The organism is Streptomyces sp. NPDC048191, assembly GCF_040652655.1.
Lineage (GTDB): Bacteria > Actinomycetota > Actinomycetes > Streptomycetales > Streptomycetaceae > Streptomyces.
This window is the reverse complement of the sequence record NZ_JBEZMO010000002.1, coordinates 366,022-391,997: the sequence shown is the minus strand read 5'-3', so window position 1 is coordinate 391,997 and position 25,976 is coordinate 366,022. Positions and strand designations below refer to the sequence as shown.

The 25,976-nt window shown below is 72.2% G+C and carries 20 protein-coding genes; 12 read left to right on the top strand and 8 right to left on the bottom strand.

The features are described 5' to 3' along the window. Positions 1–7: 7 nt before the first annotated feature. Entirely contained in the window at positions 8–955 is a 948-nt protein-coding gene (locus AB0D93_RS04800; protein ID WP_362112955.1) for a hypothetical protein, read from the top strand. A 15-nt stretch (positions 956–970) separates the two neighbouring features. Here the strand turns inward: AB0D93_RS04800 and AB0D93_RS04795 are convergent, their stop codons facing one another. The 4 genes from AB0D93_RS04795 to AB0D93_RS04780 all read right to left on the bottom strand — a co-directional run bounded on the left by AB0D93_RS04795 (position 971) and on the right by AB0D93_RS04780 (position 6,397). Beyond that, positions 971–2,482 (bottom strand): NAD(P)/FAD-dependent oxidoreductase, encoded by a 1,512-nt coding sequence (locus AB0D93_RS04795; RefSeq protein WP_362112952.1) that lies wholly within the window; start codon positions 2,480–2,482, stop codon positions 971–973. A gap of 384 nt (positions 2,483–2,866) precedes the next feature. Then, positions 2,867–3,496 (bottom strand): TetR/AcrR family transcriptional regulator, encoded by a 630-nt coding sequence (locus AB0D93_RS04790; protein WP_362112949.1) that lies wholly within the window; start codon positions 3,494–3,496, stop codon positions 2,867–2,869. A gap of 47 nt (positions 3,497–3,543) precedes the next feature. Beyond that, a complete protein-coding gene (locus AB0D93_RS04785) occupies positions 3,544–5,628 on the bottom strand; it encodes a YhgE/Pip domain-containing protein (protein WP_362112946.1) in 2,085 nt (694 codons plus the stop codon). After that, positions 5,615–6,397, bottom strand: a complete 783-nt coding sequence (locus tag AB0D93_RS04780; RefSeq protein ID WP_362112943.1) for an ATP-binding cassette domain-containing protein — start codon at positions 6,395–6,397, stop codon at positions 5,615–5,617. Before AB0D93_RS04780 ends, AB0D93_RS04785 begins: the two co-directional genes overlap by 14 nt. Positions 6,398–6,564: 167 nt before the next feature. On the opposite strand from AB0D93_RS04780, the gene AB0D93_RS04775 reads away from it, so the two are divergent. From AB0D93_RS04775 to AB0D93_RS04765, 3 genes are all read left to right on the top strand, one after another. After that, entirely contained in the window at positions 6,565–7,128 is a 564-nt protein-coding gene (locus tag AB0D93_RS04775) for an SAV_6107 family HEPN domain-containing protein (RefSeq protein WP_362112940.1), read from the top strand. Between the two features lie 131 nt (positions 7,129–7,259). Continuing rightward, positions 7,260–8,027: a methyltransferase gene (locus AB0D93_RS04770; RefSeq protein WP_362112937.1), complete on the top strand. Its 768-nt coding sequence runs from the start codon at positions 7,260–7,262 to the stop codon at positions 8,025–8,027. 278 nt (positions 8,028–8,305) lie between these two features. Next, on the top strand, positions 8,306–8,689 hold the full coding sequence (locus tag AB0D93_RS04765; protein WP_362112934.1) for a DUF3040 domain-containing protein: 384 nt from the start codon (positions 8,306–8,308) through the stop codon (positions 8,687–8,689). Between the two features lie 81 nt (positions 8,690–8,770). On the opposite strand, the gene AB0D93_RS04760 is transcribed toward AB0D93_RS04765, so the two are convergent. The 4 genes from AB0D93_RS04760 to AB0D93_RS04745 form a co-directional block, all read right to left on the bottom strand. Then, positions 8,771–11,155 carry a DUF3488 and transglutaminase-like domain-containing protein gene (locus AB0D93_RS04760; protein WP_362112931.1) on the bottom strand — a complete coding sequence of 795 codons (2,385 nt, stop codon included), beginning with the start codon at positions 11,153–11,155 and terminating at the stop codon, positions 8,771–8,773. Beyond that, positions 11,152–12,513 (bottom strand): DUF58 domain-containing protein, encoded by a 1,362-nt coding sequence (locus AB0D93_RS04755; RefSeq protein WP_362112928.1) that lies wholly within the window; start codon positions 12,511–12,513, stop codon positions 11,152–11,154. The genes AB0D93_RS04760 and AB0D93_RS04755 overlap by 4 nt, the downstream gene beginning before the upstream one ends. Further along, on the bottom strand, positions 12,513–13,553 hold the full coding sequence (locus AB0D93_RS04750; protein WP_362112925.1) for a MoxR family ATPase: 1,041 nt from the start codon (positions 13,551–13,553) through the stop codon (positions 12,513–12,515). Before AB0D93_RS04750 ends, AB0D93_RS04755 begins: the two co-directional genes overlap by 1 nt. Before the next feature lie 244 nt (positions 13,554–13,797). After that, positions 13,798–14,346 (bottom strand): carbonic anhydrase, encoded by a 549-nt coding sequence (locus AB0D93_RS04745; RefSeq protein WP_362112922.1) that lies wholly within the window; start codon positions 14,344–14,346, stop codon positions 13,798–13,800. Between the two features lie 420 nt (positions 14,347–14,766). On the opposite strand from AB0D93_RS04745, the gene rsmH reads away from it, so the two are divergent. From rsmH to ftsW, 8 genes are all read left to right on the top strand, one after another. Beyond that, entirely contained in the window at positions 14,767–15,723 is a 957-nt protein-coding gene (gene rsmH, locus AB0D93_RS04740) for a 16S rRNA (cytosine(1402)-N(4))-methyltransferase RsmH (RefSeq protein ID WP_362112919.1), read from the top strand. 72 nt (positions 15,724–15,795) lie between these two features. Beyond that, positions 15,796–16,368 carry a septum formation initiator family protein gene (locus tag AB0D93_RS04735; protein WP_362112916.1) on the top strand — a complete coding sequence of 191 codons (573 nt, stop codon included), beginning with the start codon at positions 15,796–15,798 and terminating at the stop codon, positions 16,366–16,368. A gap of 543 nt (positions 16,369–16,911) precedes the next feature. After that, on the top strand, positions 16,912–18,876 hold the full coding sequence (locus tag AB0D93_RS04730) for a penicillin-binding protein 2 (protein WP_362112913.1): 1,965 nt from the start codon (positions 16,912–16,914) through the stop codon (positions 18,874–18,876). A 28-nt stretch (positions 18,877–18,904) separates the two neighbouring features. Beyond that, positions 18,905–20,617, top strand: coding sequence for a UDP-N-acetylmuramoyl-L-alanyl-D-glutamate--2,6-diaminopimelate ligase (locus AB0D93_RS04725; RefSeq protein WP_362112910.1), 1,713 nt, complete (start codon positions 18,905–18,907; stop codon positions 20,615–20,617). 28 nt (positions 20,618–20,645) lie between these two features. Next, positions 20,646–22,052, top strand: a complete 1,407-nt coding sequence (gene murF, locus AB0D93_RS04720; protein WP_362112907.1) for a UDP-N-acetylmuramoyl-tripeptide--D-alanyl-D-alanine ligase — start codon at positions 20,646–20,648, stop codon at positions 22,050–22,052. Beyond that, positions 22,049–23,122, top strand: coding sequence for a phospho-N-acetylmuramoyl-pentapeptide-transferase (gene mraY, locus AB0D93_RS04715; protein ID WP_362112904.1), 1,074 nt, complete (start codon positions 22,049–22,051; stop codon positions 23,120–23,122). The genes murF and mraY overlap by 4 nt, the downstream gene beginning before the upstream one ends. After that, positions 23,104–24,540, top strand: a complete 1,437-nt coding sequence (gene murD / locus AB0D93_RS04710) for a UDP-N-acetylmuramoyl-L-alanine--D-glutamate ligase (RefSeq protein WP_362112901.1) — start codon at positions 23,104–23,106, stop codon at positions 24,538–24,540. Before mraY ends, murD begins: the two co-directional genes overlap by 19 nt. A gap of 68 nt (positions 24,541–24,608) precedes the next feature. Further along, the gene (ftsW, locus tag AB0D93_RS04705) at positions 24,609–25,976 is read left to right on the top strand and encodes a putative lipid II flippase FtsW (RefSeq protein WP_362112898.1); all 1,368 of its coding nucleotides are present in this window, start codon (positions 24,609–24,611) and stop codon (positions 25,974–25,976) included.

Here is a 25,976-nt window from a genome sequence, read left to right as displayed (position 1 = left end):
GGCGTACATGGGCTGGACGGTCCTCTACATCGCGTTCGGCGTCGTCGCACTGTGGTTGCTCGGCGAGGTGCTGCTGCAGTACAAGGCACGCCTGCGCTGGCGGCTGCTCGCTTTCGCCGGGTTCCTCGGCGTCGTGGTCGGCGTGCTGATGCCGTCCGTGATCGTGATCGGGGTCGGCGCCATCGCCTTCGCGGTCGGCCAGACCTACGTCACGCTGTCGTTCCGCCGCGGCTTCGCCGCCGGCTGGGCGGTCAAGCGTCCCGACGTCGAGGCCGAGCCCGCGGGCGGCAGCAAGCGCCGCCGCGGCAAGGCGGACCGGCACGACCTCGAGCCGGACATCACGGACCCGGAGTACGACGGCACCGCCGACGACAGAGACGCCGGCCGGGCCGGTTACGACCAGGGTCACGGCGACTACGACGACTACGACCGCGACGACGTCTTCACCCCGGCCCGCCCCGCCGATCCGGGCGCCGCCGAGACCACCACCGTCTACGAGCCGCAGCCCCTGCCGGAGGACACCGGCTCCTACGGTGTCTACGGCGACACCGCCACCCACGCGGCCGCGGCCCAGCACCAGGACGCCGGACAGCAGGCCTACGCCTACGACTACTCCGGCTACGCCCAGCAGGGCTACGGCTACGACGCCGGTGGTCAGCAGGCCTACGCCAACTACTCCGACCCCTACATCGGCAGCCAGTCCTACGGCGGCGCCGGCTACGACACCGGCTACGACGGGCAGTACGGCCAGCAGGGCTACGCCCAGGACCCGTACGCCGCCGGCGGCTACGGTCAGACCCCGGCGGGCGGGGTGTGGGTGCCGCAGCAGCGCACCGACGAGACCTACGGCGGCGAACTCCCGCAGGAGCAGCCCTACCCGTACCAGGACCAGGGGCACGGCCAGGCCCACCAGCAGCAGCCCGGCGCCGGATACGACGAGCAGTACCGCTTCTGAGGGGCCGAGCCCGGCTCACTGGGAGCCGCGGAAGTCCGGGCCCTCCACGATCAGCCCGGCCACCAGCGCACCCGACATGCCCGCGTGCGGCAGCCCGCCACCGGGATGGGCCCAGCCGCCGACCCGGTACAGCCCCGGCAGCCGCGTGGTGTTCGCCGGGTGCAGGAAACGGCCCTGACCGGCGGCGAGGGCGGGGGCCGGCACCGCGCCGAGGAAGGCGCCCGTCTCGTCGTCGGTGTGCGCGGGAGTGCGCACCTCCTGCCACAGGACGCGGTCCCGCAGCCCCGGCATCGCGGTCCCGGCGGCTTCGAGGAGATGGTCCGTGTACTGCCGGACCGTGCCCTCCTGGGCCCAGTCGGCGTCGGTCGGCACCACCGCGGACAGCACCACGGACTCGTGGGCGTCGTCCGGTCTGAGCGTCGGGTCGTCGGGGCGCAGCACGGTCACCGTGGGACGCGGCGGCCGGTCCCCGCCCGGTGAGGCGAGGAAGTCCAGCTCGGACTCCGGCGCCCGCGGATGCACGACCGTGCGGTGCGCGGCCCCGGCCTCGCGTCCGCCGCGCAGGGCCAGCAGCACGCTGAACCGCCCCGGCCGGGACGTGAACGGATCGGCTCGTACGTCCCCGTCCTCGTCCAGCCGGTGCTCCGTCAGCGACTTCAGCCGGGCCGGGTCCACGCCCGCCACGACATGGTCCGCCGCGGCGACCTCGCCGGCTCCCAGCTCCACGCCCGCCGCCCGGCCGTCCTTCTCCAGGATCCGGGTGACCTCCGCGCCGAAGACGAACTCGACCCGCCGCTCCACGCACCGCTCGTACACCGCGCGCGCCAACTCCCGGATGCCGCCGCGCACATACCAGGTGCCGAAGGCGTGCTCCATGTAGGGCAGTACCGCCGCGCTCGCCGGTGTGGTCCGCGGATCGAGGCCGTGTGCGAGCGCGGAACTCTCCAGCAGGGCCCTGAGGCGCTCGTCGCGCAGCTCCCGGGCGGCGATCTCGGACAGCGTGCTCGCGCGCCGCGTGCGCAGCAGCCGCTTGTGCGGGACCGCCGGATACGGCTCCTTGTCGGCCAGCACCTGCCAGTTGGGCCACAGCGGTTCCTCCAGCAGCGGCCTGCGCGTGCGGTCCCAGGCCTCCCGGGCCCGCACCAGGAAGTCGCCCCAGCGCTCGCCCGCGCCCGCACCCAGTGCCTCGTCCAGGGCCGCGACCACACCCGCGCGTGAGGCGTTCGGCAGCGACACCGCGGTGCCGTCCGCGAAGACGTGCCGCGCGGACGGGTCGACCTGGACCAGCTCGACGCGGTCCTCCAGCGGCTCCTTGCCGGTCTTGACGAACAGGTCGCGGTAGACGGCGGGCAGCGTCAGCAGTCCCGGGCCGGTGTCAAAACCGAACCCGTCCCGCTCGAAGCGGCGCACCGCACCGCCGTACGTGTCCGTACGCTCGTACACCACCACCCGGTGGCCCGCGACGGCCAGCCGGGCGGCGGCCGCCATCGCGCCCGTCCCGGCGCCGATCACCGCAATCCGTGCCATGACCGCGACTTTATCGACCGCCACCGACACTCCGGTCCGCGGGCGGCCGTGGGCAGGCCGACGTGACCGGCGTGGGAGGGTGCGCGCGCGGCTGAGTACCCGTACCTAGGACGCGAGATGAGTACCCGCGCGGATGGGCCGGGACCCCGGCGGACGGGAGAGTGGAGACACGGCAAGGGGGCGCGGCCCGGCACCGCCGACACGGGGCGGCGGAACGGCGCCCGCCGCCCGGCCGCTCCTTCCGCCGATCCGTCGGCGGAAGCGAGACGGGGGACCCGGGGGGACGACCACCCACGGGGGACCACTGGGGGAGAACCGCAAGGGGGAGTACGGGGGAACGGGAAGGCGCCGGTCCGGCAGCGGACCGGCGCCTTCCCCATGCGCTCAGCCCTTTCCGCTCACCCGTCCCTGGAGCAGCCGGGACAGGGCCGCGTGGACGTCGTCCAGGGAGCGCTCAGGCTGGAAGGACTTCCAGTCCAGCGCGGCCACCAGGACCATGCCGACCAGCGCGGCCGCCGTCAGCTGGACGTCGATCTCGTCGCTGAACTCGCCGGCCGCCACGCCCTCGCGCAGCACCCCCTCGACCACCGCGACGGCCTCCTGCCGGACCACCATCAGCGTGGACTGCCAGGCCCGGTTGGTGCGCCACAGCTCGGCCACGTACAGCTGGGTGAAGGCGGGGTAGCGGTCGATGAAGACCAGGCCCGCCCGGACCATCGCGTCCAGCGCGTCCACCTTGCCGCCCCCGGCCCGCGCGGTCTGCTCCGCCGCCTCCTTCAAAGAGGCGGTGAGCAGGCCCACCCCGTGCCGCAGCAGCTCCTCGAAGAGGACCGACTTGCTCGCGAAGTTGTAGTAGACCGTGCCCTTCGCGACTCCGGCCCGCTCGGCGATCTCGTCCACCGTGGTCGCGGAGAAGCCCTGTTCGGCGATGAGCGTGACGGCCGCTTCGTAGAGCTTCTGCCGGGTGGCCTCGCGGCGCGTGCTGCCGCCGGACCTGGCGCTGCTGCTTTCCATGGCCCTGATTCTCACAGGTACGCGCGTGTGCGGCGGCCGCCCGGGGATCACAGACTCAGTTCCGGGTGCAGCCGGTCCAGTGTCCACACCTGTCGGCGCCGGGCCGCGACGGCGGTCAGGGCCAGCGCGCCCGCCGTGAACGCGGCCAGCACGGCGCACGCCTGCCAGACCGGGCCGAGCCCGCCACCGGTGATCAGCCGGCGCAGCCCCGCCACGACGTAGCTCATCGGCAGGAACGGGTGGATCGCGTTGAAGAAGCCCGGGCTCGTCTGCACCGGGTACGTGCCGCCCGCCGAGGTCAGCTGGAGCATCAGCAGGGCGAGCACCAGGATCCGGCCCGCCGCGCCGAAGCGGGCGTTCAGCCACTGCACGATCGCCGCGAAGCACGCCGTGACCAGGCACAGGAAGCCGATCGTGCCGGCCGCGCGCAGCATCTGCAGACCGATCGCCCAGTGCAGTACGGCCATCAGGGCGCCCACCTGGAGCACGCCCACCGCGACCACCGGCAGCCAGCCGGCGAGCGCGATCCGCCAGGCCGGCGAACCCGCCGCCAGAGCGCGCCGGTTGAGCGGTGTGATCAGCATGTAGGCGACCATCGCGCCGACCCACAGCGACAGCGGGATGAAGTACGGGGCGAAGCCGGTGCCGTAGTTCGGTGCCCGGTGCAGGTCGTGGGAGGCCAGCTGGACCGGGTCGGCCATCACGCCGGTGCGCTGGTCGCGGTCCTTCTTGTCGTAGTCCGGGATCTTGTGCGCGCCGTCGTGCAGCCCGCCGGCGAGCCTGCCGGAGCCGTCGGACAGCTTGTAAAGGCCGCCGCTCAGGGTCTGGGCGCCCGACGCGGCCGTGCCGATGCCCTTGTCCAGCGCGGTCGCGCCGCTCTGGGCGGTACCCAGCCCGGTGTGCAGCTTCTCGGCGCCGGCGGCGACCTTGTGCGCGCCGTCGTTCAGCTTGTGGATCTTCTTGACGGCGTCGTCGACGTCCTCGTACAGGTGGGGTGCGCGCTTCTCGAGGGCCGTGGCCTGGCTCTGGAGGGTGCCGAGGTTGTCCCGCATCGTCTTCAGGTCGCCGTCCTGGTCGGCGATCAGCGTGTTGAGGTCGTCGGCGACGGTGGCCACCTCGGCCGCGGCCGTCGTGGCCCGCTTCAGGTCCGGGCAGACCGGGTCGGGGACGGTCACGGTCGCGCAGCGCGTCTTGTAGACCCCGGCCAGCACGTCGGCGTTCAGGTGGGCGGCCTTCGCGGCGCCCGGGGCGAGCTTCACCAGGACGTCGAGATTGTCCTTGACGGTCCTGGCCGAGTCGGCGACCAGCCGGGCGGTGTCCCCGATGGTCTTCTCGTTGTCCTTCAGGAAGGGGCCGGCCTGGCCGTAGACGCCGTCGACCTTGTCGGAGAGCGCCTGGGTGCCGTCGGCGACCTGCCGAGAGCCGTCCTGGAGGTCGCCCGCGCCCGTGTTCAGCTTCTTCAGGCCCTTGGCCAGCTTGCCGCTGCCGCTCTTGGCGTCCTTCAGCCCGTCGGTGAGATCCCTGGAGCCCTGTTCCGCTTTCCCGATGCCGGTGTTCAGCCGGTCCGCGCCCTTGGCGGCCGTGACGGTCTTGTCGTGGATGTCGGAGAACGAGACGAAGATCTTGTCGAGGAAGGTGCGGGAGGCCTTGGTGGAGGCGGCCGAGCGGACCTCGTTGAAGACGGTGCGGGAGATCTGGCCGACGATGTAGTTGTTCGCGTCGTTGGTGCGCACCTGAAGGGCGCCGGTCTGCGGGGAGGCGCCGGAACTGGAGGCGATGCGCCGGCTGAAGTCGGACGGCATGGTCAGCGACAGGTAGTACGTGCCGTTCTCCACGCCCCGGCGGGCCTCCTCGTCGCTCACCTCGTGCCACTCGAAGGTCCGGCTGCCGCGCAGCCCGTCGACGATGTCGTCACCGGCGCTGATCCTCTTCCCGCCGGCCGTGGCGCCGCTGTCGTCGTTCACCAGGGCCACCGGGATGCGGTCCAGACGGCCGTACGGGTCCCAGAACGACCACAGGTACAGGGCGCCGTAGAGCAACGGCAGCACCAGCAGGGCGACAAGGGCGGCGCGCGGCAGCTTCCCGCGCCCGAAGCGCCTCAGCTCGAGCGCGGCCAGCCTAGGCGAGCGCATCGACGTCCTCCTTGGGGTCGCTCTTCTCGGTACTCGCGGAGGTCCCCGGTACCTTGCCGGCACGGGTCCGCACCGCCGTCTCCTCCGGCCCGGTCGGTACGACGACGCAGTCACCGGGGGCGGTGCGGCAGACGACCGCCACGGTCGTGCCCGCGCGCGTGAGCGTGCGCAGCAGGTCCCACAGTTCGGCGCGTTCGGTGTCCGAGAGCTTCGTGTCGAGGTCGTCGACGCCGAGCAGCGCGGGCCGGCCGAGCAGGGCCAGGGCGATGGACAGGCGCAGTTCCTGGGGCCGTTCCAGGTCACGGACGGCCGTCCGGGAGCCCTTGGGCAGCGTTTCGAGGTCGAGTCCGGCGGCCGCGAGGGCCGCGTCGATCCGCAGCCGTGCCTCGTGCACGCGTTGGGCGCGGGGGCGCAGCAGGTCGCGCAGGGCGTCGCTGAAACGGCTCTGCAGCAGGGCGCGTTCACGCAGGTGCTCGCCGACCGTCAGCGCCGGCTCCAGGTCGGTCACCCCGGCCACGTTGGCCACCGCGCTGATCCGCCGCAGCCGTGCCATGTGCCTCGGGAGCCGGAACCCGCCGACGGTGGCCGTTCCTTCGGTGGGTTTCATCCGTCCCGTGAGCGAGAGCAGCAGACACGTGCGGCCCGAGCCGGACGGTCCCTCGATCGCGATGAGTGAGCCGGGCTCCGCGTCGAGGGTGATGCCGCGGAAGGCCCACCCCCGCGGCCCCTTGAGTCCGAAGCCCTCGGCCCTGACGTCCACGCCGTCCACAAGCCCCCCTGCCTGGTCGCAGTTTTTGAACTGACTGGTCAGTGCAAAAATACGCCCGAACCTACGATCGAAGCAAAACCGCAGGTCAGAACGGATTGTCAGTGCCATACCTCACGATGGGCACATACGGCACCCGTGCCGTGTACCCAGACGACAGGAGGTTCGTCATGGCCAATCCGTCCGCAGCCGCCGCCCGCCGGCGCCGCGCCACCGGCCCTGCCCCCTCACTGACCGGCCCGGCGAGCGATGTGCACCCCGTGCTCCGCCGGTCCACGGCCCCGCCCGCCGCCCTCGACCTCCTCGCCCAGGCCCGCGCCGCACTGGACGAGGCCGCCGTCCTGGAGACACCCAACGAGCGCTATGCGACGGCCCACCTCGCCGCCCTGCGCACCGCCGCCGCCGTGCTCGCCGCCCGGGGCCGCCCCGAAACCTCCCCGCGCCGCCGCGCCCGGATCCGCAGCGCCTGGGAAGTGCTGCCCGAGATCGCCCCCGAACTGACCGAGTGGAGCGCGCTGTTCGCCTCCGGCGCCGCCCGCCGCGCCCGTGCCGAGGCCGGCATCCAGGGCGCGGCGAGCCGCCGGGACGCCGACGACCTGATACGGGACGTCGCGATGTTCCTGCGCATCGTCGAGCGGATGCTCGTCCTCCAGCCGGTCCTGCCGCAGCCTCGCCAGGACCCCGCGGAGCCGGCCGGCCCGAGCGCACGCGGTGACCTCCCGGACGCGGGCTGACCACCGGGAAGTCCGCCGTGCGAGACGCGTCGGCCGTACCCGCCCGCGGTGACCGGGTACGGCGGCCGAGGCAATAGGGTGGAGGACGACTGAAGCCTTCAGCCTTCCGCTCTGCCGAGGAGTCAACTGCCGTGTCGGACCCGATGCGACCCCGCGCCTCCCTCCGTACCGCCGTGGTCTGGGAGGTCCTCCAGGACGCCCTCGACCGACGGGTCAAGGCGACGGGACGGGAGTCGCTGGACGTCCTCGACACCGGAGGCGGCAGCGGCAACTTCGCCGTGCCCCTCGCCCGTCTCGGCCACCGCGTCACCGTCGTCGACCCCAGCCCCAACGCGCTGTTCGCGTTGGAGCGCAGGGCCGCCGAGGCCGGCGTGGCCGACCGCGTCCGGGGCGTCCAGGGCGATGCGCACGGCCTGTTCGACGTGGTCGAGCGCGATGGCTACGACGCCGTGCTGTGCCATGGCGTCCTGGAGTACGTGGACGACCCGGCCGAGGGCGTCCGCAACGCCGTGGCCGCCCTGCGCTCCGAGGGTGTGCTCAGCCTGCTCGCCGCCGGACTCGGCGGTGCCGTGCTGGCCCGTGCCCTCGCCGGTCACTTCACGGAGGCCCGGCAGGCGCTGCAGGACCCCGAGGGCCGCTGGGGCGCCGGCGACCCGATGCGCCGGTTCACCGCCGAGCAGCTCACCGCGCTGGTCGAGGGCGTGGGCCTGAAGGTCGGTGCCGTGCACGGCGTGCGGGTCTTCGCCGACCTCGTCCCCGGCGTTCTCGTGGACACCGAGCCCGGTGCCCTCGACGCGCTGCTGAAGCTGGAGGCCGCCGCGGCCGAACTGCCCGCGTTCCACTCGGTGGCCACCCAGCTGCACGTGCTCGGTGAGACCCCGGGGGCCGGCGAGGCCTGAGCGCACCCGTCGTCACCCGCCGCTGATCAGGGCCTTGGCAGCGGATGGAGTACGCCACAAGACCCCCGATCGTGGGGTTTGCGCCGTATGATCGAGGTACACCACCCGGCATGACGGGTCGGCCGCCGGGGAATGGAAGCCTCAGCGAGCCGAGACGGCCATGACGGATTCCGGTTGGCCAATTGGCGTAGAGGGGCGGGTTTCACGGGGGCGATTCCCTGCCTATCCTGAAGGGACCCCCCGGGTCGCCCCGGCGACTGCACGATGAGGAGGACTCCGTGCCGCTCTCGGAGCACGAGCAGCGCATGCTCGAGCAGATGGAGCGAGCGCTGTACGCCGAAGATCCCAAGTTCGCGTCGGCGCTTGAGGGAAGCGGGCTGCGTACGTACACCCGGCGGCGGGTCTACCAGGCGGTCGCAGGCTTCCTCGTGGGTATCGCGCTCCTCATGGCCGGAATGGTCGCGCAGCTGATCTGGGTCAGCGTGGTGGGTTTCCTCGTCATGCTGGGCTGTGCCGTACTCGCCGTCACCGGCTGGCGCAAGGCCCCCAAGCCGGGCGAGCAGCCCGCGGGCGCCGTCCGTCGCCAGGCGCGGCCGAAGCGGTCCATGATGGACCGGATCGAGGAGCGCTGGCAGCGCCGCCGGGACGAACACGGCCACTAGCCGTCCAGCGGTCTCCGCAGATCGCCGACAGACAACGTGTGAGGGGCGACCACCATCGGTGGTCGCCCCTCACACGTGTTCTCAGCCCCGCTGTTCCGACGGCCGGCGCGGACTCGGCCGTGCCGCAGCCACCCGGGCCCTGAGCGCCGACCAGCGGGCCGACACCGCCCATAGCACACGCACCGAGGAGCGGGGCAGGAACAGTGCACGCAGCCGCGCGCCGGTGTTCACCGTGCCACGCAGTCCCTCGGTCACCCGGCGCACGTCCTCCGCCGCACCCGCCGCCGGACGCGGCCGGGGCGCGTACAGCACCTGCTCCACCGCGTCCGCGACCCGGTGCACCGCGGCACCGGTCGCCGCGTCCAGCCGCCCGAGCTCGACGATCCGGGCGGCCGCTCGGCGCGGGGTCAGCGACTCGTCCGGCGCGATGCCGTGGTCCCAGGCGCTGTCCGTCAGCTCCTGCCAGGCCGCCAGGGCGTGCTCGGCGGCGCCCTGCTCGGTCCGGGCGTGCCCGCCCAGCCGTACCGCCCGCACCCGCATCCGCCACAACATCGGCGACAGCGGAACCGCCAGGACGGCCAGCGCGGCCAGGCCGATCAGCGGATACCACCACGGGCCCGTGCCGCCGCCCCCGCCCTGCGGGGCCGCCGCGGCGGACGCGGTGTCGCAGCCCTGCAGCTTGACCAGCTCGGGCGTGCAGCTCTGGCTCGCCGAGGCCGCCGCCGAGGGCGCCGTGGACGACTGGTGGGACGGCAGGTCCTGGTCCGGCAGCGAGGTGCCGGGTGTGTTCGACACGGTGTACGACGGCGTGGTACCGCGGGTCGGGGTCGGCTCGAACCGGGTCCAGCCCACGCCCTCGAAATACAGCTCGGGCCAGGCGTGCGCGTCCTTCTGGTTCACCGCGACCGTGCCGTCGGCCTGCGGGGTGCCGGGCGCGAAGCCCACCGCGACCCGGGCCGGGATGCCGAGGGTGCGGGCCATGGCCGCCATGGCGAAGGAGAAGTGGACGCAGAAGCCCTGCTTCTCCTTCAGGAAGTTCGCGATGGCGTTCGGGCCGCGGCCGACCTCCACCTGGGTGTCGTACTGGAATCCGCCGGAGACGGCGAAGTAGTCCTGGAGCTTGACGGCCTCCTCGTAGTGGCTGCGCGCGCCCGCCGTGATCTCCTTCGCGGTCGTGGCCACCACCTTCGGCAGCGAGGACGGCACCTTCGTGTACTCGCGCTTCAGGACCGCCGGCGGCTCCGGCGCCGCGGACAGCTGCGCGGCCGTGGGCTGCACGTCCAGGTTGGTCACCTGGTAGGTCTCACCACGCGTGGTCTGGCCGTGGTCGCCGACGAGGGTCATGCCGACCGGCTCGTAGCGCCAGCGGCCGGCGACCTGCACACCGCTCGGCGGATACGGCATCGGCAGCCAGTCCTGGGCGTACCAGTCCGCCGCCCTGACGGTGGTCGTCACCGTGCTGCGCTTGACGTCGGCGTCGAGGCCGATGGGCGTGGGGAACCTGTCCGGTACGCCCACGATGTGCCGCTGGGCCGGTTTCCAGGTGGTGCCGTCGAAGTCGTCCAGCGACACTATCCGCAGATACAGGTCCGAGATGTCGTTCGTGCTGGTCCGCAGGGTCAGCACCTGACGGTCGTCGTTCGTGTTCAGACTGTCGCGCAGGGACACCAGCGGGTTGACCGCGGAGATCGTGCCCCCGTTGCCGTTGCCCGCTCCCACACCCGTGCCGGCGGCGTCCAGCAGGCCCCCCTGCATCGCGGGCAGGGCGAGCGGCACCACCAGGGCCGCGCCGAGCGCGACCGCGCCGATACGGCGTCCCGTGCGCACCGGGGCCACCGCTCCGGCCTCCGCAGATCCCGGGGAGTGGGCTGCGCCGCCGAAGACCCGGCCCCACTGCGCCAGCCGGTCCCGGCCCTCGGCGAGCAGCAGCATGAGATAACCGGCCGCCGCCACCAGGAACCACAGCCAGTCCGCCCCGCCCTCGGACAGACCGGCGGCCACCGAGTACAGCGCGAGCAGCGGCAGCCCGGCCGGGGCCGCGCTGCGGAAGGTCACCGCGAGGGTGTCCACCAGCAGGCCGATCAGCAGCACGCCGCCGATCAGCATCAGCTTGATGCCGGCGGTGAGCGGCGCCGGTATCGCGTACTCGCTCACGTCGGTGGAGCCCTGCTGGAGCAGGTCGGCGAAGTGCCGGAAGGCGTCCGGGCCGGGGATCAGCCCGACGACCGCGTGCTCCCGCGCGAAGACCAGGGTCAGCATCATCAGGGTGACCAGCGCCTGCGCCGCCACGGTCAGCGGCCGGCCCAGCGGCACCCGGCGGGCCGCCGCGCCCACCCCGGTCTGCACGGCCACGAGCGGGACCAGCTGCAGCAGCCAGGTCGGCTCCGCGACCAGGGGCAGCAGCGAGCAGGAGGCCATCAGGGTGGCCGCGGCCGCGCACAGCGCCAGGCGTGCCCGCCCGCTCATCGCATCGCCTCCCCGCTCATCGCGGCCAGGCCCGAGCGCTCCCGGTCGGCCTGCTGCCACAGCGCGTCCAGTGCGCCGCCGCGCGGCACGCTCAGCGCCGTCCAGCCCGCCTCGCGCAGCATGCGCAGCCGCTCGGCGTGCCGGTCGTCCGCCCCCGGCACGTCGGTCGACTCCCGCACCCAGGTGTCCGGGTCCAGCACGAAGGCGACGGCGCCGCCGCTGCGCCGGCTCATCTTGGCGATCGTCGTGGCCTGCTCCTCGTCCAGGTCGCCGAGGAAGGCGATCAGCAGCCCCTCGTTCCCGCCGCGCAGTACGTCGTACGCCCGGGACAGGCCCGTGCCGTCGGAGTGGTCGATCACCGCGAGGGTGTCCATCATCAGCCCGGCCGCCTCCGCGGTCTCCTGGCCGCTGCCCGCGAACCCGTCCGCGCCCTCGCCGGGCACCACGCTGCCGCTGTCGGTCAACAGCCGTACGGAGAAGCCGCGTTCGAGCATGTGCACCAGCACCGAGGCGGCACCGGAGACGGCCCACTCGAAGGCCGAGTCGGGGCCCGCGCCCTCGTAGGCGCCGCCCCGGGTGTCCAGCAGTACGGTGCACCGGGAACGCCGGGGCTGCTCCTCGCGCCGCACCATCAGCTCGCCGTAGCGCGCGGTGGACCGCCAGTGCACCCGGCGCAGGTCGTCGCCGTAGCGGTAGCCGCGCGGGATCACGTCGTCCTCGCCCGCCAGGGCCAGCGAGCGCTGCCGCCCGTCGCCGTACCCCTTGGCCTCGCCGCTGAAGCGGACCGGCGAGAGCGGCTCCACGCGCGGGATGACGGTCAGGGTGTCGTACGCCGAGAAGGAACGGGTCAGTTCGCACATCCCGAAGGGGTCGGTCAGCCGCAGCTGCAGCGGGCCCAGCGGGTAGCGGCCGCGAAGGTCGGAGCGGACCCGGTAGGAGACCTCGCGGCGGCCGCCCGGCTCCACCCGGTCCAGCACGAACCGGGGGCGCGGCCCGAGGACGTACGGCACCCGGTCCTGGAGCATCAGCAGGCCGGTGGGCAGCCGCGAGACGTTGTCCATCCGCAGGTGCACCCGGGCCTCGCTGCCCGCCGGCACGCGCGCGGGGGCGAGCCGGCGGGTGCCGGCCACCCGGTAACGCGTGCGGTACACGACCGTCGCGCAGATCAGGGGCAGCGCGGCCAGCAGCAGCCCGACCCGCAGCAGATCGCTCTGGCCCAGCACGTACGCGCAGATCGCGGCCGCGATCCCGGCCGCGAGGAAGGAGCGGCCACGGGTCGTCAGCCCCGCGAGGGCCGTACGGACGCCGCCCGCCTCCCCTCGGTCGGCCTCCGCCTGCCCGGTCCCCCCGGCGCTCATCACAGACTCCGCGGAGGCTGCTGGGGGTACTCCGGGACGCTCCGGCCGAGGCCGCCGAAGCCGCTCTGCCGGCCCGGCGCCGCGGGCACCGGGGCGTGCTGGAGGATCTCCTGCACGACCTGCTCGGCCGTACGGCGGTTCAGCTGGGCCTGGGCGGTGGGCAGCAGACGGTGCGCGAGAACGGCGACGGCGAGTGCCTGGACGTCGTCCGGCAGCGCGTACTCCCGGCCGGCGAGGGCCGCGGACGCCTTCGCCGCGCGCAGCAGGTGCAGCGTCGCGCGCGGGGAGGCGCCGAGTCTGAGGTCGGGGTGCGTGCGCGTGGCGGCGACCAGCTCCACCGCGTACCGCCGGACCGGCTCGGAGACGTGCACGGTGCGCACCGCCTCGACCAGCTTCACGATGTCGTGCGCGTGCGCCACCGGCTGCAGGTCCTCCAGCGGGCTCGCCCCGCCGTGGACGTCGAGCATCTGCAACTCGGCCTCCACGCTCGGGTAGCCGACCGAGACGCGGGCCATGAAGCGGTCGCGCTGGGCCTCGGGCAGCGGGTAGGTGCCCTCCATCTCGACCGGGTTCTGCGTGGCCACCACCATGAACGGGCTCGGCAGTTCGTACGTCTGCCCGTCGATGGTGACCTGCCGCTCCTCCATGGACTCCAGCAGCGCCGACTGGGTCTTGGGCGAGGCCCGGTTGATCTCGTCGCCGATCACGATCTGCGCGAAGATGGCGCCCGGCTTGAACTCGAAGTCCCGGCGCTGCTGGTCCCAGATGGACACACCGGTGATGTCCGAGGGCAGCAGGTCGGGCGTGAACTGGATGCGCCGTACCGAGCAGTCGATGGACCGCGCCAGCGCCTTGGCCAGCATCGTCTTGCCGACTCCGGGGACGTCCTCGATCAGCAGGTGGCCCTCGGCGAGCAGCACGGTCAGGGCGAGCCGTACGACCTCGGGCTTGCCCTCGATCACGCCCTCCACCGAACCGCGCACCCGCTCCAGCGTGGCGGTCAGATCTGTGAGGCTCGCTCGATCGTCATAGGTCGTCACCCGGCCCTCCTCGGCCCGTTCTTTCCGGGCCGACGCTGCTTGCGAAACCGGCCCACCCCGAAACACGGGCACCACGCGGGAAAAGTTCCGCGTGACGCCACACCCCGCATTCTTGCCGCCGTTACCGATTCGTGTCACTCGCCTGTGGACAACTGCCCGCACGATGTCGGTCTTACGTCTTTTTCGACCCCGATTTCGATGCGGGGCGGCGGGATGCTTTCGGGGAGGCCGGTGGTGCGCCGGATCAGGCCGGGTCGATCTCCCGCAGCTGACCGGTGCGCACGTCGAACACGAAACCGCGCACGTTGTCGGTGTGCAGCAGGAACGGCGAGGTGCGCACGCGCTCCATGGACTGGCGCACGTCCTGGTCGACGTCCCGGAAGGACTCCACGGCCCAGGCCGGGCGCTGGCCGACCTCCATCTCCAGGTCGTGCCGGAAGTCCTCGGTGATGGACTCCATGCCACAGCCGGTGTGGTGGATGAGTACGACGCTGCGAGTGCCGAGCGCCCGCTGGCTGATGGTCAGGGAGCGGATCACGTCGTCGGTGACGACACCGCCCGCGTTGCGGATGGTGTGACAGTCGCCGAGCTGAAGGCCGAGCGCGGCGTGCAGGTCGAGACGGGCGTCCATACAGGCCACGACCGCGACCTTGAGAACGGGGCGGGCGTCCATACCCGGATCGGCGAACGCGGCGGCGTACCGCTGGTTGGCCTCCACCAGGCGGTCCGTGACGGTGTCGCCCTTCGCTATGGCGCCTTCGGATCCAGTGGGAACTGCTGCGGAAGTCGTCATACTCATGACGTTACTGGTCACGCCCGGTCCTGGCCCGCTGTGAGACGGGACAAAGAACGCCATCGAGGCTTGTTGTGAGCTAACCCACAGGGAGGGCAAACCTGGTCCGGCCGGGTGAATCCCGTCGAATCGCGGCTCCCGTCACGATGCGGTAGGCGACGCGCAGGCCGGTTGATTGACCGCGAGACAGGGTGGACTAAAGTGACGCGAAGCGGGAGGCGCGGCTCTCCCTGCTGGTGAAAACCCCGGAGACCCCGGCTCACCCCCGGAACGTCTCCCCACGTGCGCGGCGCGTACGTACGGCTCGGCCTCCTCCCGCTCCCGGTCCGGCTGACGCTTCCGGCGCCGGCAGGCCTGACCCTTCACGAGCTGGCGGGGACCCGGCGGTGCGTGCGGCCCGCCGGAAGATGAGAGGCCTCCTTGAGCCAGAGTCGACACGTCCCGGTGATGCTCCAGCGGTGCCTGGACCTGCTGGCGCCCGCCCTGGAGCGCCCGGATGCGGTGGTCGTCGACTGCACACTCGGCCTCGGCGGACACAGCGAGGCGCTGCTGAGCCGGTTCCCCGAGGCGCGGCTGATCGGCCTCGACCGGGACAAGGAGGCGCTGCGCCTGTCCGGCGAGCGGCTGGCGCCCTACGGCGAGCGCGCCACCCTCGTGCACGCCGTCTACGACGAGCTGCCCGCCGTACTGCGCCGGCTCCGCATCGCGCGCGTGCAGGGCGTCCTGTTCGACCTCGGGGTCTCCTCCATGCAGCTCGACGAGGCCGACCGGGGCTTCGCCTACGCCCAGGACGCGCCCCTGGACATGCGCATGGACCAGACGACCGGCATCAGCGCCGCCGAGGTCCTCAACACGTATCCGGCGGGCGAACTCGTGCGGATCCTGCGGGCGTACGGCGAGGAGAAGCAGGCCAAGCGGATCGTGGCCGCGGTCGTGCGCGAGCGCGAGAAGGAGCCGTTCAGCAACAGCGGCCGGCTCGTGGAGCTGATCCGGGACGCCCTGCCGCAGGCCGCCAAGCGCACCGGAGGCAATCCCGCCAAGCGCACCTTCCAGGCGCTGCGCATCGAGGTCAACGGTGAACTGTCCGTTCTGGAGCGGGCGATCCCGGCCGCGGTGAAGGCGCTCGACGTCGGCGGGCGCATCGCGGTGCTGGCGTACCACTCGCTCGAAGACCGCCTGGTCAAGCAGGTCTTCGCGGCCGGCGCGGCCTCCACGGCACCCCCCGGCCTGCCGGTCGTGCCCGAGCGCTACCAGCCACGGCTCAAGCTGCTCACCCGGGGTGCCGAACTTCCCACCGAGGAGGAGGTCGCCGAGAACCGCCGGGCCGCACCGGCCAGGCTGCGCGGCGCCGAGCGCATCAGGGAGGACGCCGAGTGAGCGAGACGGGTCGCTTGGATCCCCGAACGCCGGGGGGAGTCATGAGGGCTTCCGGAACCCGCCGGGGGAGCCGTGAGTAGGTCACCCGAACTGAGGGGGCGGGCCGCGCGGCTCGCCCGGCTCTTCCCGGCCGGCCGTGCCCGGGCCGCCCGTACCCCGTTCGTCCTCCTCGTCGTACTGCTCCTCGGCGGCGGCCTCATCGGTCTGCTCGTGCTGAACTCCGCCCTCAGCGAAGGCTCGTTCAAACTCGCCGACCTGCAGAAGCAGACGAAGAACCTCACCGACGAGGAACAGTCCCTCCAGCGGGACATCGACGGCTACTCGTCCCCCGACGCCCTCCAGCGCCGCGCCCGGCAACTCGGCATGGTCCCGGGCGGCGACCCGGCCTTCCTCGGTTCCGACGGCAAGGTCAAGGGCGTCCCGAGCGCCGCCGCCCCCGAGTCCGCCGCCCTCACCGCGCCGGTCGCCCCCGAGGCACTGCCCCCGGCCGCCGGCCCCTCCGCGAGCCCGGTCACGACCACCACCCCGGCCTCCGCCACGCCCTCCCCCACACCGGCCCAGGGCCAGCCCACCCTCGCCGTCCCCGCCGGTGCCGTCCCCCCGCCCCCGTCCATCCTCCAGCCCACCTCGATCCCCGGCAGGTGAGGAAAGTGTCCGACAGGGAACCGCCGCGCCGCCGTGTGCCCGGGCCTGCGTGTGCGCTCCGCCCGGGTGCCGGAGGACGCGGGTGTCGGCTGCGGCTCGGTACGGCTGTGGTGGGCCGCCGGTCCGGTGGCGGGGCCGCGCTCGCGCGAGGGTGCCGCCCGGCCCGCACCGGGGTCCCGCTCGTGCGAGGGTGCCGCCCGGCCCGCATCGGTGCCCGCGTACCGCTGCCGATGTCCCAGCCCATTGCCACCTCGACCCCCGGCAGGTGAGGGAAGTGTCCGACAGGGAACCGCCGCGCCGCCGTGTGCCCGGGCCTGCGTATGGGCTCCGCCCGGGTGCCGGAGGACGCGGATACCGGCTGCGGCTCGGTACGGCTGTGGTGGGCCGCCGGTCCGGTGGCGGGGCCGCGCTCGCGCGAGGGTGCCGCCCGGCACGCACCGGGGTCCCGCTCGTGCGACGGCGGCGCCCGGCCCGCATCGGTGCCCTCGCACCGTTGCCGATGTCCCAGCCCATTGCCACCTCGATCCCCGGCAGGTGAGGGAAGTGTCCGACAGGGAACCGCCGCGCCGCCGTGTGCCCGGGCCTGCCAAGCCGCCGCGGCCCAGGAGTGCTGCCGTGCGGCGGCAGCCGGGGCCCGGTGCGCGTCCGGTCCGGCGGCCGAGCGCTCGGCCGCCGATCCAGCGTCCGCTGCGGCTCGGCAGCCCGCGGCCCCGGCTGCGCATGGTCAGCCTCACCCTGACCCTCGTCCTGGTCGCCTTCGTCGTACGGCTGCTCCAGGTGCAGGCCGTCGACGCCAGCGCGTACGCCGCGCGGGCCGAGCAGAACCGGTATGTCGTGCACACGCTGGCCGCCGAGCGCGGCGGGATCACCGACCGCAACGGCGTGGCCCTCGCCATCAGCGAGGACGCGTACGACATCACGGCCGATCCCACGATGTTCAGCAGGAAGCAGCTGAAAATCGACGACGGACCCGAGCAGGCCGCCGCGCTCCTCGCGCCGATCCTCGGGCAGAGCCAGGCCGCCATCGTGAAGAAGCTGCGGCCCAAGAACAGCAACTCCCGCTACACCCGGCTCGCCACCCGGCAGACCCCGCAGGTCTGGAAGCAGATCAAGGACCTGAAGGCCGCGCTCGCCAAGAAGGCGGGGACGGACGACAACACCGCCAACGTGCTCGCCGGCGTCTTCGCCGACCCCAGCAGCCAGCGCGTCTATCCGAACCACGACCTCGCCGCCGGGATACTGGGCTGGGTCAACGCCGACGGCCGGGGCGCCGGCGGCATCGAGCAGGAGCTGAACAAACAGCTCTCCGGCAAGGACGGCAAGATCCGCTACGCCCAGTCCGGCGGACGCGAGGTGCCCACGGCCGGATCGAACGAGACGCCCGCCGTACCCGGCTCCGACGTCGAGCTGACCATCGACCGCGACATCCAGTGGGCCGCGCAGAACGCCATCACCGAGCAGGTGAGGAAGTCCAGGGCGGACCGCGGTTACGTCGTCGTCCAGGACACCCGCACCGGCCAGATCCTGGCCATGGCCAACTCGCCGGGTTTTGACCCCAACGACCTGTCGAAGGCCGACAGCGCGGCCATGGGCAACGCGGCCGTCCAGGACGCCTACGAACCCGGCTCCACCGCCAAGGTGATGTCCATGGCGGCCGTGCTGGAGCAGAACGCCGCGACCCCGCTCACCCACGTCGTCGTACCCAACCGGCTGCACCGCGGCGACCGGCTCTTCTCGGACGACGTCGACCACGACACCTGGTACCTCACGCTCAACGGCGTGCTCGCCAAGTCCAGCAACATCGGCACCATCCTGGCCACCGGCCAGCTCGGCAGGACCCAGCCCGAGGCCAACAAGGTCCTCTACTCGTATCTGCGCAAGTTCGGCATCGGCAGCTACACCGGGCTCGGCTTCCCCGGCGAGACCCGGGGCATCCTCGCGCCCTACCAGAAGTGGTCCACCTCGCAGCAGTACACGATCCCTTTCGGCCAGGGTTTCTCCCTCAACGCGATGCAGGCCGCCTCCGTGTACTCGACCATCGCCAACGGCGGGGTCCGGATCCAGCCGACCCTGGTGCGCGGCACCAAGGGCGCCGACGGGCGCTTCACCCCCGCGCCCAAGCCCGGGCAGACGAGGGTCGTCAGCGCGAGGACGGCCCGGACCCTCGCCCGGATGCTGGAGTCCGTCGTGGACGACGAACAGGGCACCGGCATCAAGGCCCGCATTCCCGGATACAACGTCGCGGGCAAGACCGGAACGGCCAACCGCGTGGATCCGGCCACCGGCAGGTACCGCGGGTACACCTCGTCCTTCGCCGGGTTCGCGCCCGCGGACAACCCCCGCATCACCGTCTACTGCGCGATCCAGAACGCGACCGCCGGCAGCTACTTCGGCGGTCAGATCTGTGGCCCGATCTACAAGCAGGTGATGGAGTTCGCCCTGAAGACCCTGCAGGTCCCGCCGACCGGCACGCCGGCCGCGAACCTGCCCGTCGACTACAAGCCCTGATCAGCACCGGAACACCAGGAACGAATTCGTGACAACGATCACCCCGGAACCCGGGAACCACGGCGCCCCGAGCCCCTCGCTTCGCCCCGGAGCGGGTACGCCCGGTACGCTCACCGCCGTGCCACACGCTGATCAGTCCCAAACCACCCAGAAGGGCCAACCCGTGACATATCCGGGACTGCCCAGGCCGACGCTGCTCCCGGCCACCCCCCTCGCGGAGCTCGCCGACCAGCTGGGTGTCACCGCGCCGGAGAGCGCCGCCGAGATCAAGGGCATCACCCATGACTCGCGCGCCGTCCGCCCCGGCGACCTGTACGCCGCCCTCCCGGGCGCCCGGCTGCACGGCGCCGACTTCGTCACCCAGGCCGCGAGCCTGGGCGCCGCCGCCGTGCTCACCGACCCCACGGGCGCCGAGCGCGCCGCAGCGACCGGACTGCCCGTCCTGGTCGTCGACGACCCGCGCGGTCGGATGGGGGAGCTGGCGGCGACGATCTACCGCCACCCGGGCCGCGACCTGCTCCAGATCGGCATCACCGGCACCTCCGGCAAGACCACCACCGCCTATCTGGTCGAGGGCGGCCTGGACGCGTCCCACCCGGCGGACGAGGGGGGCCGGCGCGAAGCGCCGTCGGTTGAGGGCGGTGGTGGGCGACGGGCGGGCCTCATCGGCACGGTGGAGATCCGCATCGGCGACGAGCGCATCAAGTCGGAGCGCACCACTCCCGAGGCCACCGACCTCCAGGCCCTGTTCGCCGTCATGCGCGAGCGCGGCGCCGAGGCGGTCGCCATGGAGGTCTCCAGCCACGCCCTGGTCCTCGGCCGGGTCGACGGCTGTGTCTTCGACATCGCCGTGTTCACCAACCTCAGCCCGGAACACATGGAGTTCCACTCCGACATGGAGGACTACTTCCGGGCCAAGGCACAGCTGTTCACGCCGAAACGCAGCAAGCTCGGCGTGATCAACGCCGACGACGAGTACGGCCGCCGGCTCGCCCAGGAGGCCACCGTCCCGGTCGTCACCTTCTCCGCCGAGGGCCACCCCGACGCCGACTGGCGCGCCGAGGGCGTCGAGGTCGGCCCCATGGACTCGACGTTCACCGTCGTCGGCCCGAACGGCGAGCGGATCCACGCCAAGTCGCCGATCCCCGGCCCCTTCAACGTGGCGAACACCCTCGCCGCCATCGTCGCCCTCGCCGCCGCCGGACTCGACCCGCAGACCGCCGCCGACGGCATCGCCGCCGTACCGGGCGTCCCCGGCCGCCTGGAGCGCGTGGACGCCGGGCAGCCCTACCTCGCCGTCGTCGACTACGCCCACAAGACCGACGCCGTCGAGTCCGTGCTCAAGGCGCTGCGCAAGGTCACCAAGGGCCGGCTGCACGTCGTCCTCGGCTGCGGCGGCGACCGCGACCGGACCAAGCGCGCCCCGATGGGCGCCGCCGCGGCCCGCCTCGCCGACACGGCCGTACTGACCTCCGACAACCCCCGCTCCGAGGATCCCCTCGCGATCCTCGCGACCATGCTCCAGGGGGCCGCCTCCGTGCCCGCGCACGAGCGTGGCGAGGTGGTCCTCTTCGAGGACCGGGCCGCCGCGATCGCCGCCGCCGTGGGCCGCGCCCGGGCCGGCGACACCGTGCTGGTCGCGGGCAAGGGGCACGAGCAGGGCCAGGACATCGCCGGCGTGGTCCGTCCCTTCGACGACCGCCAGGTGCTCCGCGCAGCCATCCAGAAGACCCAGGGATGAAAATCCAGAAGACCCAGGGGATGAACTTGTGATCGCCCTCTCCCTCGCCGAGATCGCAGCAGTCGTCGGCGGGCAGACGCACGACATACCGGATCCGTCCGTGGCCGTCACCGGACCGGTCGTCCGGGACTCCCGCGAGGTGGTGCCCGGCAGCCTGTTCGCCGCCTTCGTCGGCGAGCGCGTGGACGGCCACGACTTCGCGGCGCGGGTCGTCGAGGCGGGCGCGGTCGCCGTACTGGCGTCACGGCCCGTCGGCGTGCCCGCGATCGTCGTCGAGGACGTCCAGACCGCCCTCGGCGCCCTCGCCCGGCACGTCGTACGCCGGCTCGGCGCGACCCTCGTCGCCCTGACGGGTTCGGCGGGCAAGACCAGCACCAAGGACCTCATCGCACAGGTCCTCCGGCGCAAGGCGCCGACGGTGTTCACGCCCCAGTCGCTCAACAACGAGATCGGGCTGCCGCTCACCGCGCTCACCGCCACCGAGGAGACCCGGTTCCTCGTGCTGGAGATGGGGGCCCGGGGCATCGGGCACATCCGTTACCTCACCGGCCTCACCCCGCCCAGGATCGGCCTGGTCCTCAACGTCGGCACCGCCCACATCGGCGAGTTCGGCGGCCGCGAGCAGATCGCGCAGGCCAAGGGTGAGCTGGTGGAGGCGCTGCCGGAGGACGGTGTCGCCGTCCTCAACGCCGACGACCCCCTGGTCCGCGCCATGGCCTCCCGTACCAAGGCGAAGGTGGTCCTTTTCGGAGAGTCGGCCGAAGCGGACGTACGCGCCGAGAACGTGCGACTCACGGACAGCGGACAGCCCGCCTTCAGGCTTCTCACACCCTCCGGTGCATGCGATGTGACCATGCGCCTGTACGGTGAGCACCACGTGTCGAACGCGCTCGCCGCGGCCGCCGTCGCCCATGAGCTGGGCATGTCCGCGGAAGAGATCGCCACCGCGCTCTCCGAGGCGGGCACCCTCTCCCGCTGGCGCATGGAGGTCACCGAGCGCCCGGACGGCGTGACCATCGTCAACGACGCCTACAACGCCAACCCCGAGTCCACGCGGGCCGCCCTTCGGGCGCTCGCGGCCATGGGCAAGGGGCGCCGCACGTGGGCGGTGCTCGGCAAGATGGCCGAGCTGGGGGACGAGGCGCTCGCCGAGCACGACGCCGTCGGACGGCTCGCCGTCCGGCTCAACGTCAGCAAGCTCGTCGCCGTCGGGGGGATTGAGGCCTCCTGGCTGCAACTGGGCGCATATAACGAGGGTTCGTGGGGTGAGGAGTCGGTGCACGTGTCCGACGCACAGGCGGCGATCGACCTGTTGCGCAGCGAGTTGCGCCCGGGGGATGTCGTACTCGTGAAGGCGTCCCGTTCGGTGGGTCTGGAGAGCGTTGCCCAGGCGCTCGTCGAGACCGGTGCCGAGGGCGAGGTTGCCGCCCGATGATGAAGCAGATCCTGTTCTCAGGAGTCATTGGCCTCTTCCTGACGCTGATCGGCACCCCGCTGCTGATCAAGCTCCTGGCCCGCAAGGGCTACGGCCAGTACATCCGCGACGACGGTCCGCGCGAGCACGCCAGCAAGCGCGGTACGCCGACCATGGGCGGCATCGCCTTCATCCTGGCGACCATCGCCGCGTACTTCCTGAGCAAGCTCATCACCGGCTACCCGCCCACCTACTCCGGGATCCTCGTCCTCGGCCTGATGTTCGGCATGGGCCTGGTCGGCTTCCTCGACGACTACATCAAGATCGTCAAGCGGCGTTCGCTGGGTCTGCGGGCCAAGGCGAAGATGGCCGGCCAGCTGATCGTCGGCATCTCCTTCGCCGTGCTGTCGCTGATGTTCTCCGACGCGCGCGGCAACACCCCGGCCTCCACCAAGCTGTCGTTCATCACCGACTTCGGCTGGACGATCGGCCCGGTGCTGTTCGTCGTCTGGGCGCTGTTCATGATCCTCGCGATGTCCAACGGCGTGAACCTCACCGACGGTCTGGACGGCCTCGCCACCGGCGCCTCCGTGCTGGTCTTCGGCGCCTACACGTTCATCGGCGTCTGGCAGTTCCAGGAGTCCTGCGCCAACGCGCAGACCCTGACCAACCCGGCCGCCTGCTACGAGGTGCGCGACCCGCTCGACCTCGCGGTGATCGCCTCCGCGCTCATGGGTGCCTGCCTGGGCTTCCTGTGGTGGAACACCTCGCCGGCGAAGATCTTCATGGGCGACACCGGCTCGCTCGCCCTCGGCGGTGTCCTCACCGGTCTGGCCATCCTCTCCCGCACGGAGCTGCTGCTGGCCATCATGGGCGGTCTGTTCGTCCTCATCACCATGTCGGTCGTCATCCAGGTCGGCTCCTTCCGGCTCACCGGCAAGCGTGTCTTCCGGATGGCGCCACTCCAGCACCACTTCGAACTCAAGGGCTGGTCCGAAGTCCTGGTGGTGGTCCGGTTCTGGATCATCCAGGGCATCTGTGTGATCGTCGGACTGGGCCTCTTCTATGCGGGATGGGCAGCGGACAAGTGACCTCCACCTCGGAGCTCTTCGACTTCCAGGGCAAGCACGTCACCGTCGCCGGGCTCGGTGTCTCCGGCGTCCCGGCGGCCAAGGTGCTGCACGCGCGGGGGGCGATCGTCACGGTCGTCAACGACGGCGACGACGCACGCGCGCGTGAACAGGCCGCGGAGCTTCGGGCGCTCGGCATCACCGTGCGCCTCGGCGACGGAGCGACCCTGCCGGAGGGCACCGAGCTGATCGTCACCGCGCCCGGCTGGAAGCCCGACAAGCCCCTCTTCACGGCGGCGGCCGAAGCGGGCGTGCCGGTCTGGGGCGACGTCGAGCTGGCCTGGCGCCTGCGCGGGCCCGACGCGGCGCCCTGGCTGGCCGTCACGGGCACCAACGGCAAGACCACCACCGTGCAGATGCTGGCGTCGATCCTGAAGGCCGCGGGCCTGCGCACCGCCGCCGTCGGCAACATCGGCGTCTCCCTGCTGGACGTGGTTCTCGGCGAGGAGCGGTACGACGTCCTCGCCGTCGAACTGTCCAGCTACCAGCTGCACTGGGCGCCCTCGCTGCGCGCCCACTCGGCGGCCGTCCTGAACCTCGCCCCGGACCACCTCGACTGGCACGGCTCCATGGAGGCGTACGCGCGCGACAAGGGCCGTATCTACGAAGGCAATCGGGTCGCCTGCGTCTACAACGTCGAGGACAAGGCCACCGAGGACCTGGTCCGCGAGGCCGACGTCGAGGAGGGCTGCCGGGCCATCGGCTTCACCCTCGGCACCCCCGCGCCCTCCCAACTCGGCGTCGTCGAGGGCATCCTGGTCGACCGCGCCTTCGTGGAGAACCGACAGAAGAACGCGCAGGAGCTCGCCGAGGTCTCCGACATCGACCCGCCGGCCCCGCACAACATCGCCAACGCCCTTGCCGCGGCGGCCCTCGCCCGTGCCTTCGGGGTGCCCGCCAGGGCCGTGCGCGAGGGCTTGAAGGCCTTCCGTCCGGACGCCCACCGCATCGCGCACGTCGCCGACGTCGACGGGGTCGCGTACATCGACGACTCCAAGGCGACCAACACCCATGCCGCGGAAGCGTCTTTGGCGGCATATGAGTCGATCGTATGGATTGCGGGCGGTCTGGCGAAGGGTGCGACCTTCGACGAGCTGGTCGCCAAGTCGGCGAAGCGGCTTCGCGGCGCGGTCCTGATCGGCGCCGACCGGGCGCTGATCCGCGACGCCCTCGCGCGACACGCCCCGGAAGTACCCGTGGTCGACCTCGACCGGACCGACACTGGGGCGATGCTCCAGGCGGTGACGGAAGCGAAGCGGCTCGCTCAGCCCGGCGACACGGTGCTGCTGGCCCCGGCCTGCGCCTCCATGGACATGTTCACCAACTACAACCAGCGCGGTGACGCGTTCGCGGCGGCGGTCCGCGAACTCGGAGCCTGACCCCGGCCGCCCGCCGGGCGGAACTTGGGAGGGACGCGTGGGACGGTCGACGTTCAGTGGAGGCGCCGATGCCCAGTAGCCGTACCGGTAAGCCGCCCGTGCAGCGGGCGTCCCGGCGTCCGCGTCCCGCCGTTCCCGGCCCTCGGCGCGAGAACCCCCTGCAACGGTTCTGCAGCCGGGCGCGGAAGGCCTGGGACCGGCCGCTGACCGCCTACTACCTGATTCTCGGCGGCAGCGTGCTGATCACCGTGCTGGGACTGGTGATGGTCTACTCGGCCTCCCAGATCACCGCGCTGCAGATGTCCCTGCCGGGGTCGTACTTCTTCCGCAAGCAGCTGCTGGCCGCCGTGCTGGGCGGGGTGCTGCTGTTCGTGGCCTCCCGCATGCCGGTGAAACTGCACCGGGCCCTCGCCTACCCGATCCTCGCCGCAGCCGTCTTCCTGATGGCCCTGGTGCAGGTGCCCGGGATAGGGATGGCGGTCAACGGCAACCAGAACTGGATCTCCCTCGGCGGCTCCTTCCAGATCCAGCCCAGCGAGTTCGGCAAGCTCGCCCTGGTGCTGTGGGGCGCGGACCTGATCGCCCGCAAGCAGGAGAAGAAACTGCTGAACCAGTGGAAGCACATGCTGGTGCCGCTGGTGCCGGGCGCCTTCCTGCTGCTGGGGCTGATCATGCTCGGCGGCGACATGGGCACCGCGATCATCCTCACGGCGATCCTGTTCGGCCTGCTGTGGCTCGCGGGGGCGCCCACCCGGCTGTTCGCCGGGGTGCTGACGATCGCGACCCTGATCGGCGGGGTCCTCATCAAGACCAGCCCCAACCGGATGGCCCGGCTCGCCTGCATCGGCGCCACCCAGCCCAAGGCCGGCGTAGCCGACTGCTGGCAGGCCGTGCACGGGATCTACGCCCTCGCCTCCGGCGGGCTCTTCGGCTCCGGTCTCGGTGCGAGTGTGGAAAAATGGGGGCAACTGCCGGAAGCCCACACCGACTTCATCTTCGCCGTCACCGGCGAGGAACTGGGCCTGGCGGGGACGCTGTCGGTGCTCGCCCTGTTCGCGGCTCTAGGCTATGCGGGTATCCGCGTGGCCGGACGCACGGAGGACCCCTTCGTGAGGTATGCCGCGGGAGGCGTGACCACCTGGATCACCGCCCAGGCGGTGATCAACATCGGTGCGGTGCTCGGTCTGCTGCCGATCGCCGGCGTCCCCCTCCCGCTGTTCTCCTACGGAGGGTCCGCCCTGCTGCCGACCATGTTCGCCATCGGGCTGCTGATCGCCTTCGCACGCGACGAGCCCGCTGCGCGGGCGGCGCTTGCGACGCGGCAACCTCGCTTTGGTAGAAAGCGGGCGGGAGGCTCCGGTGCCGAGCGGGGGCCTCGGAGATGGAACACGATGCGACGGCGTGCCCCAGTGGCGCGTTCGTCCGGAGAGCGGTGA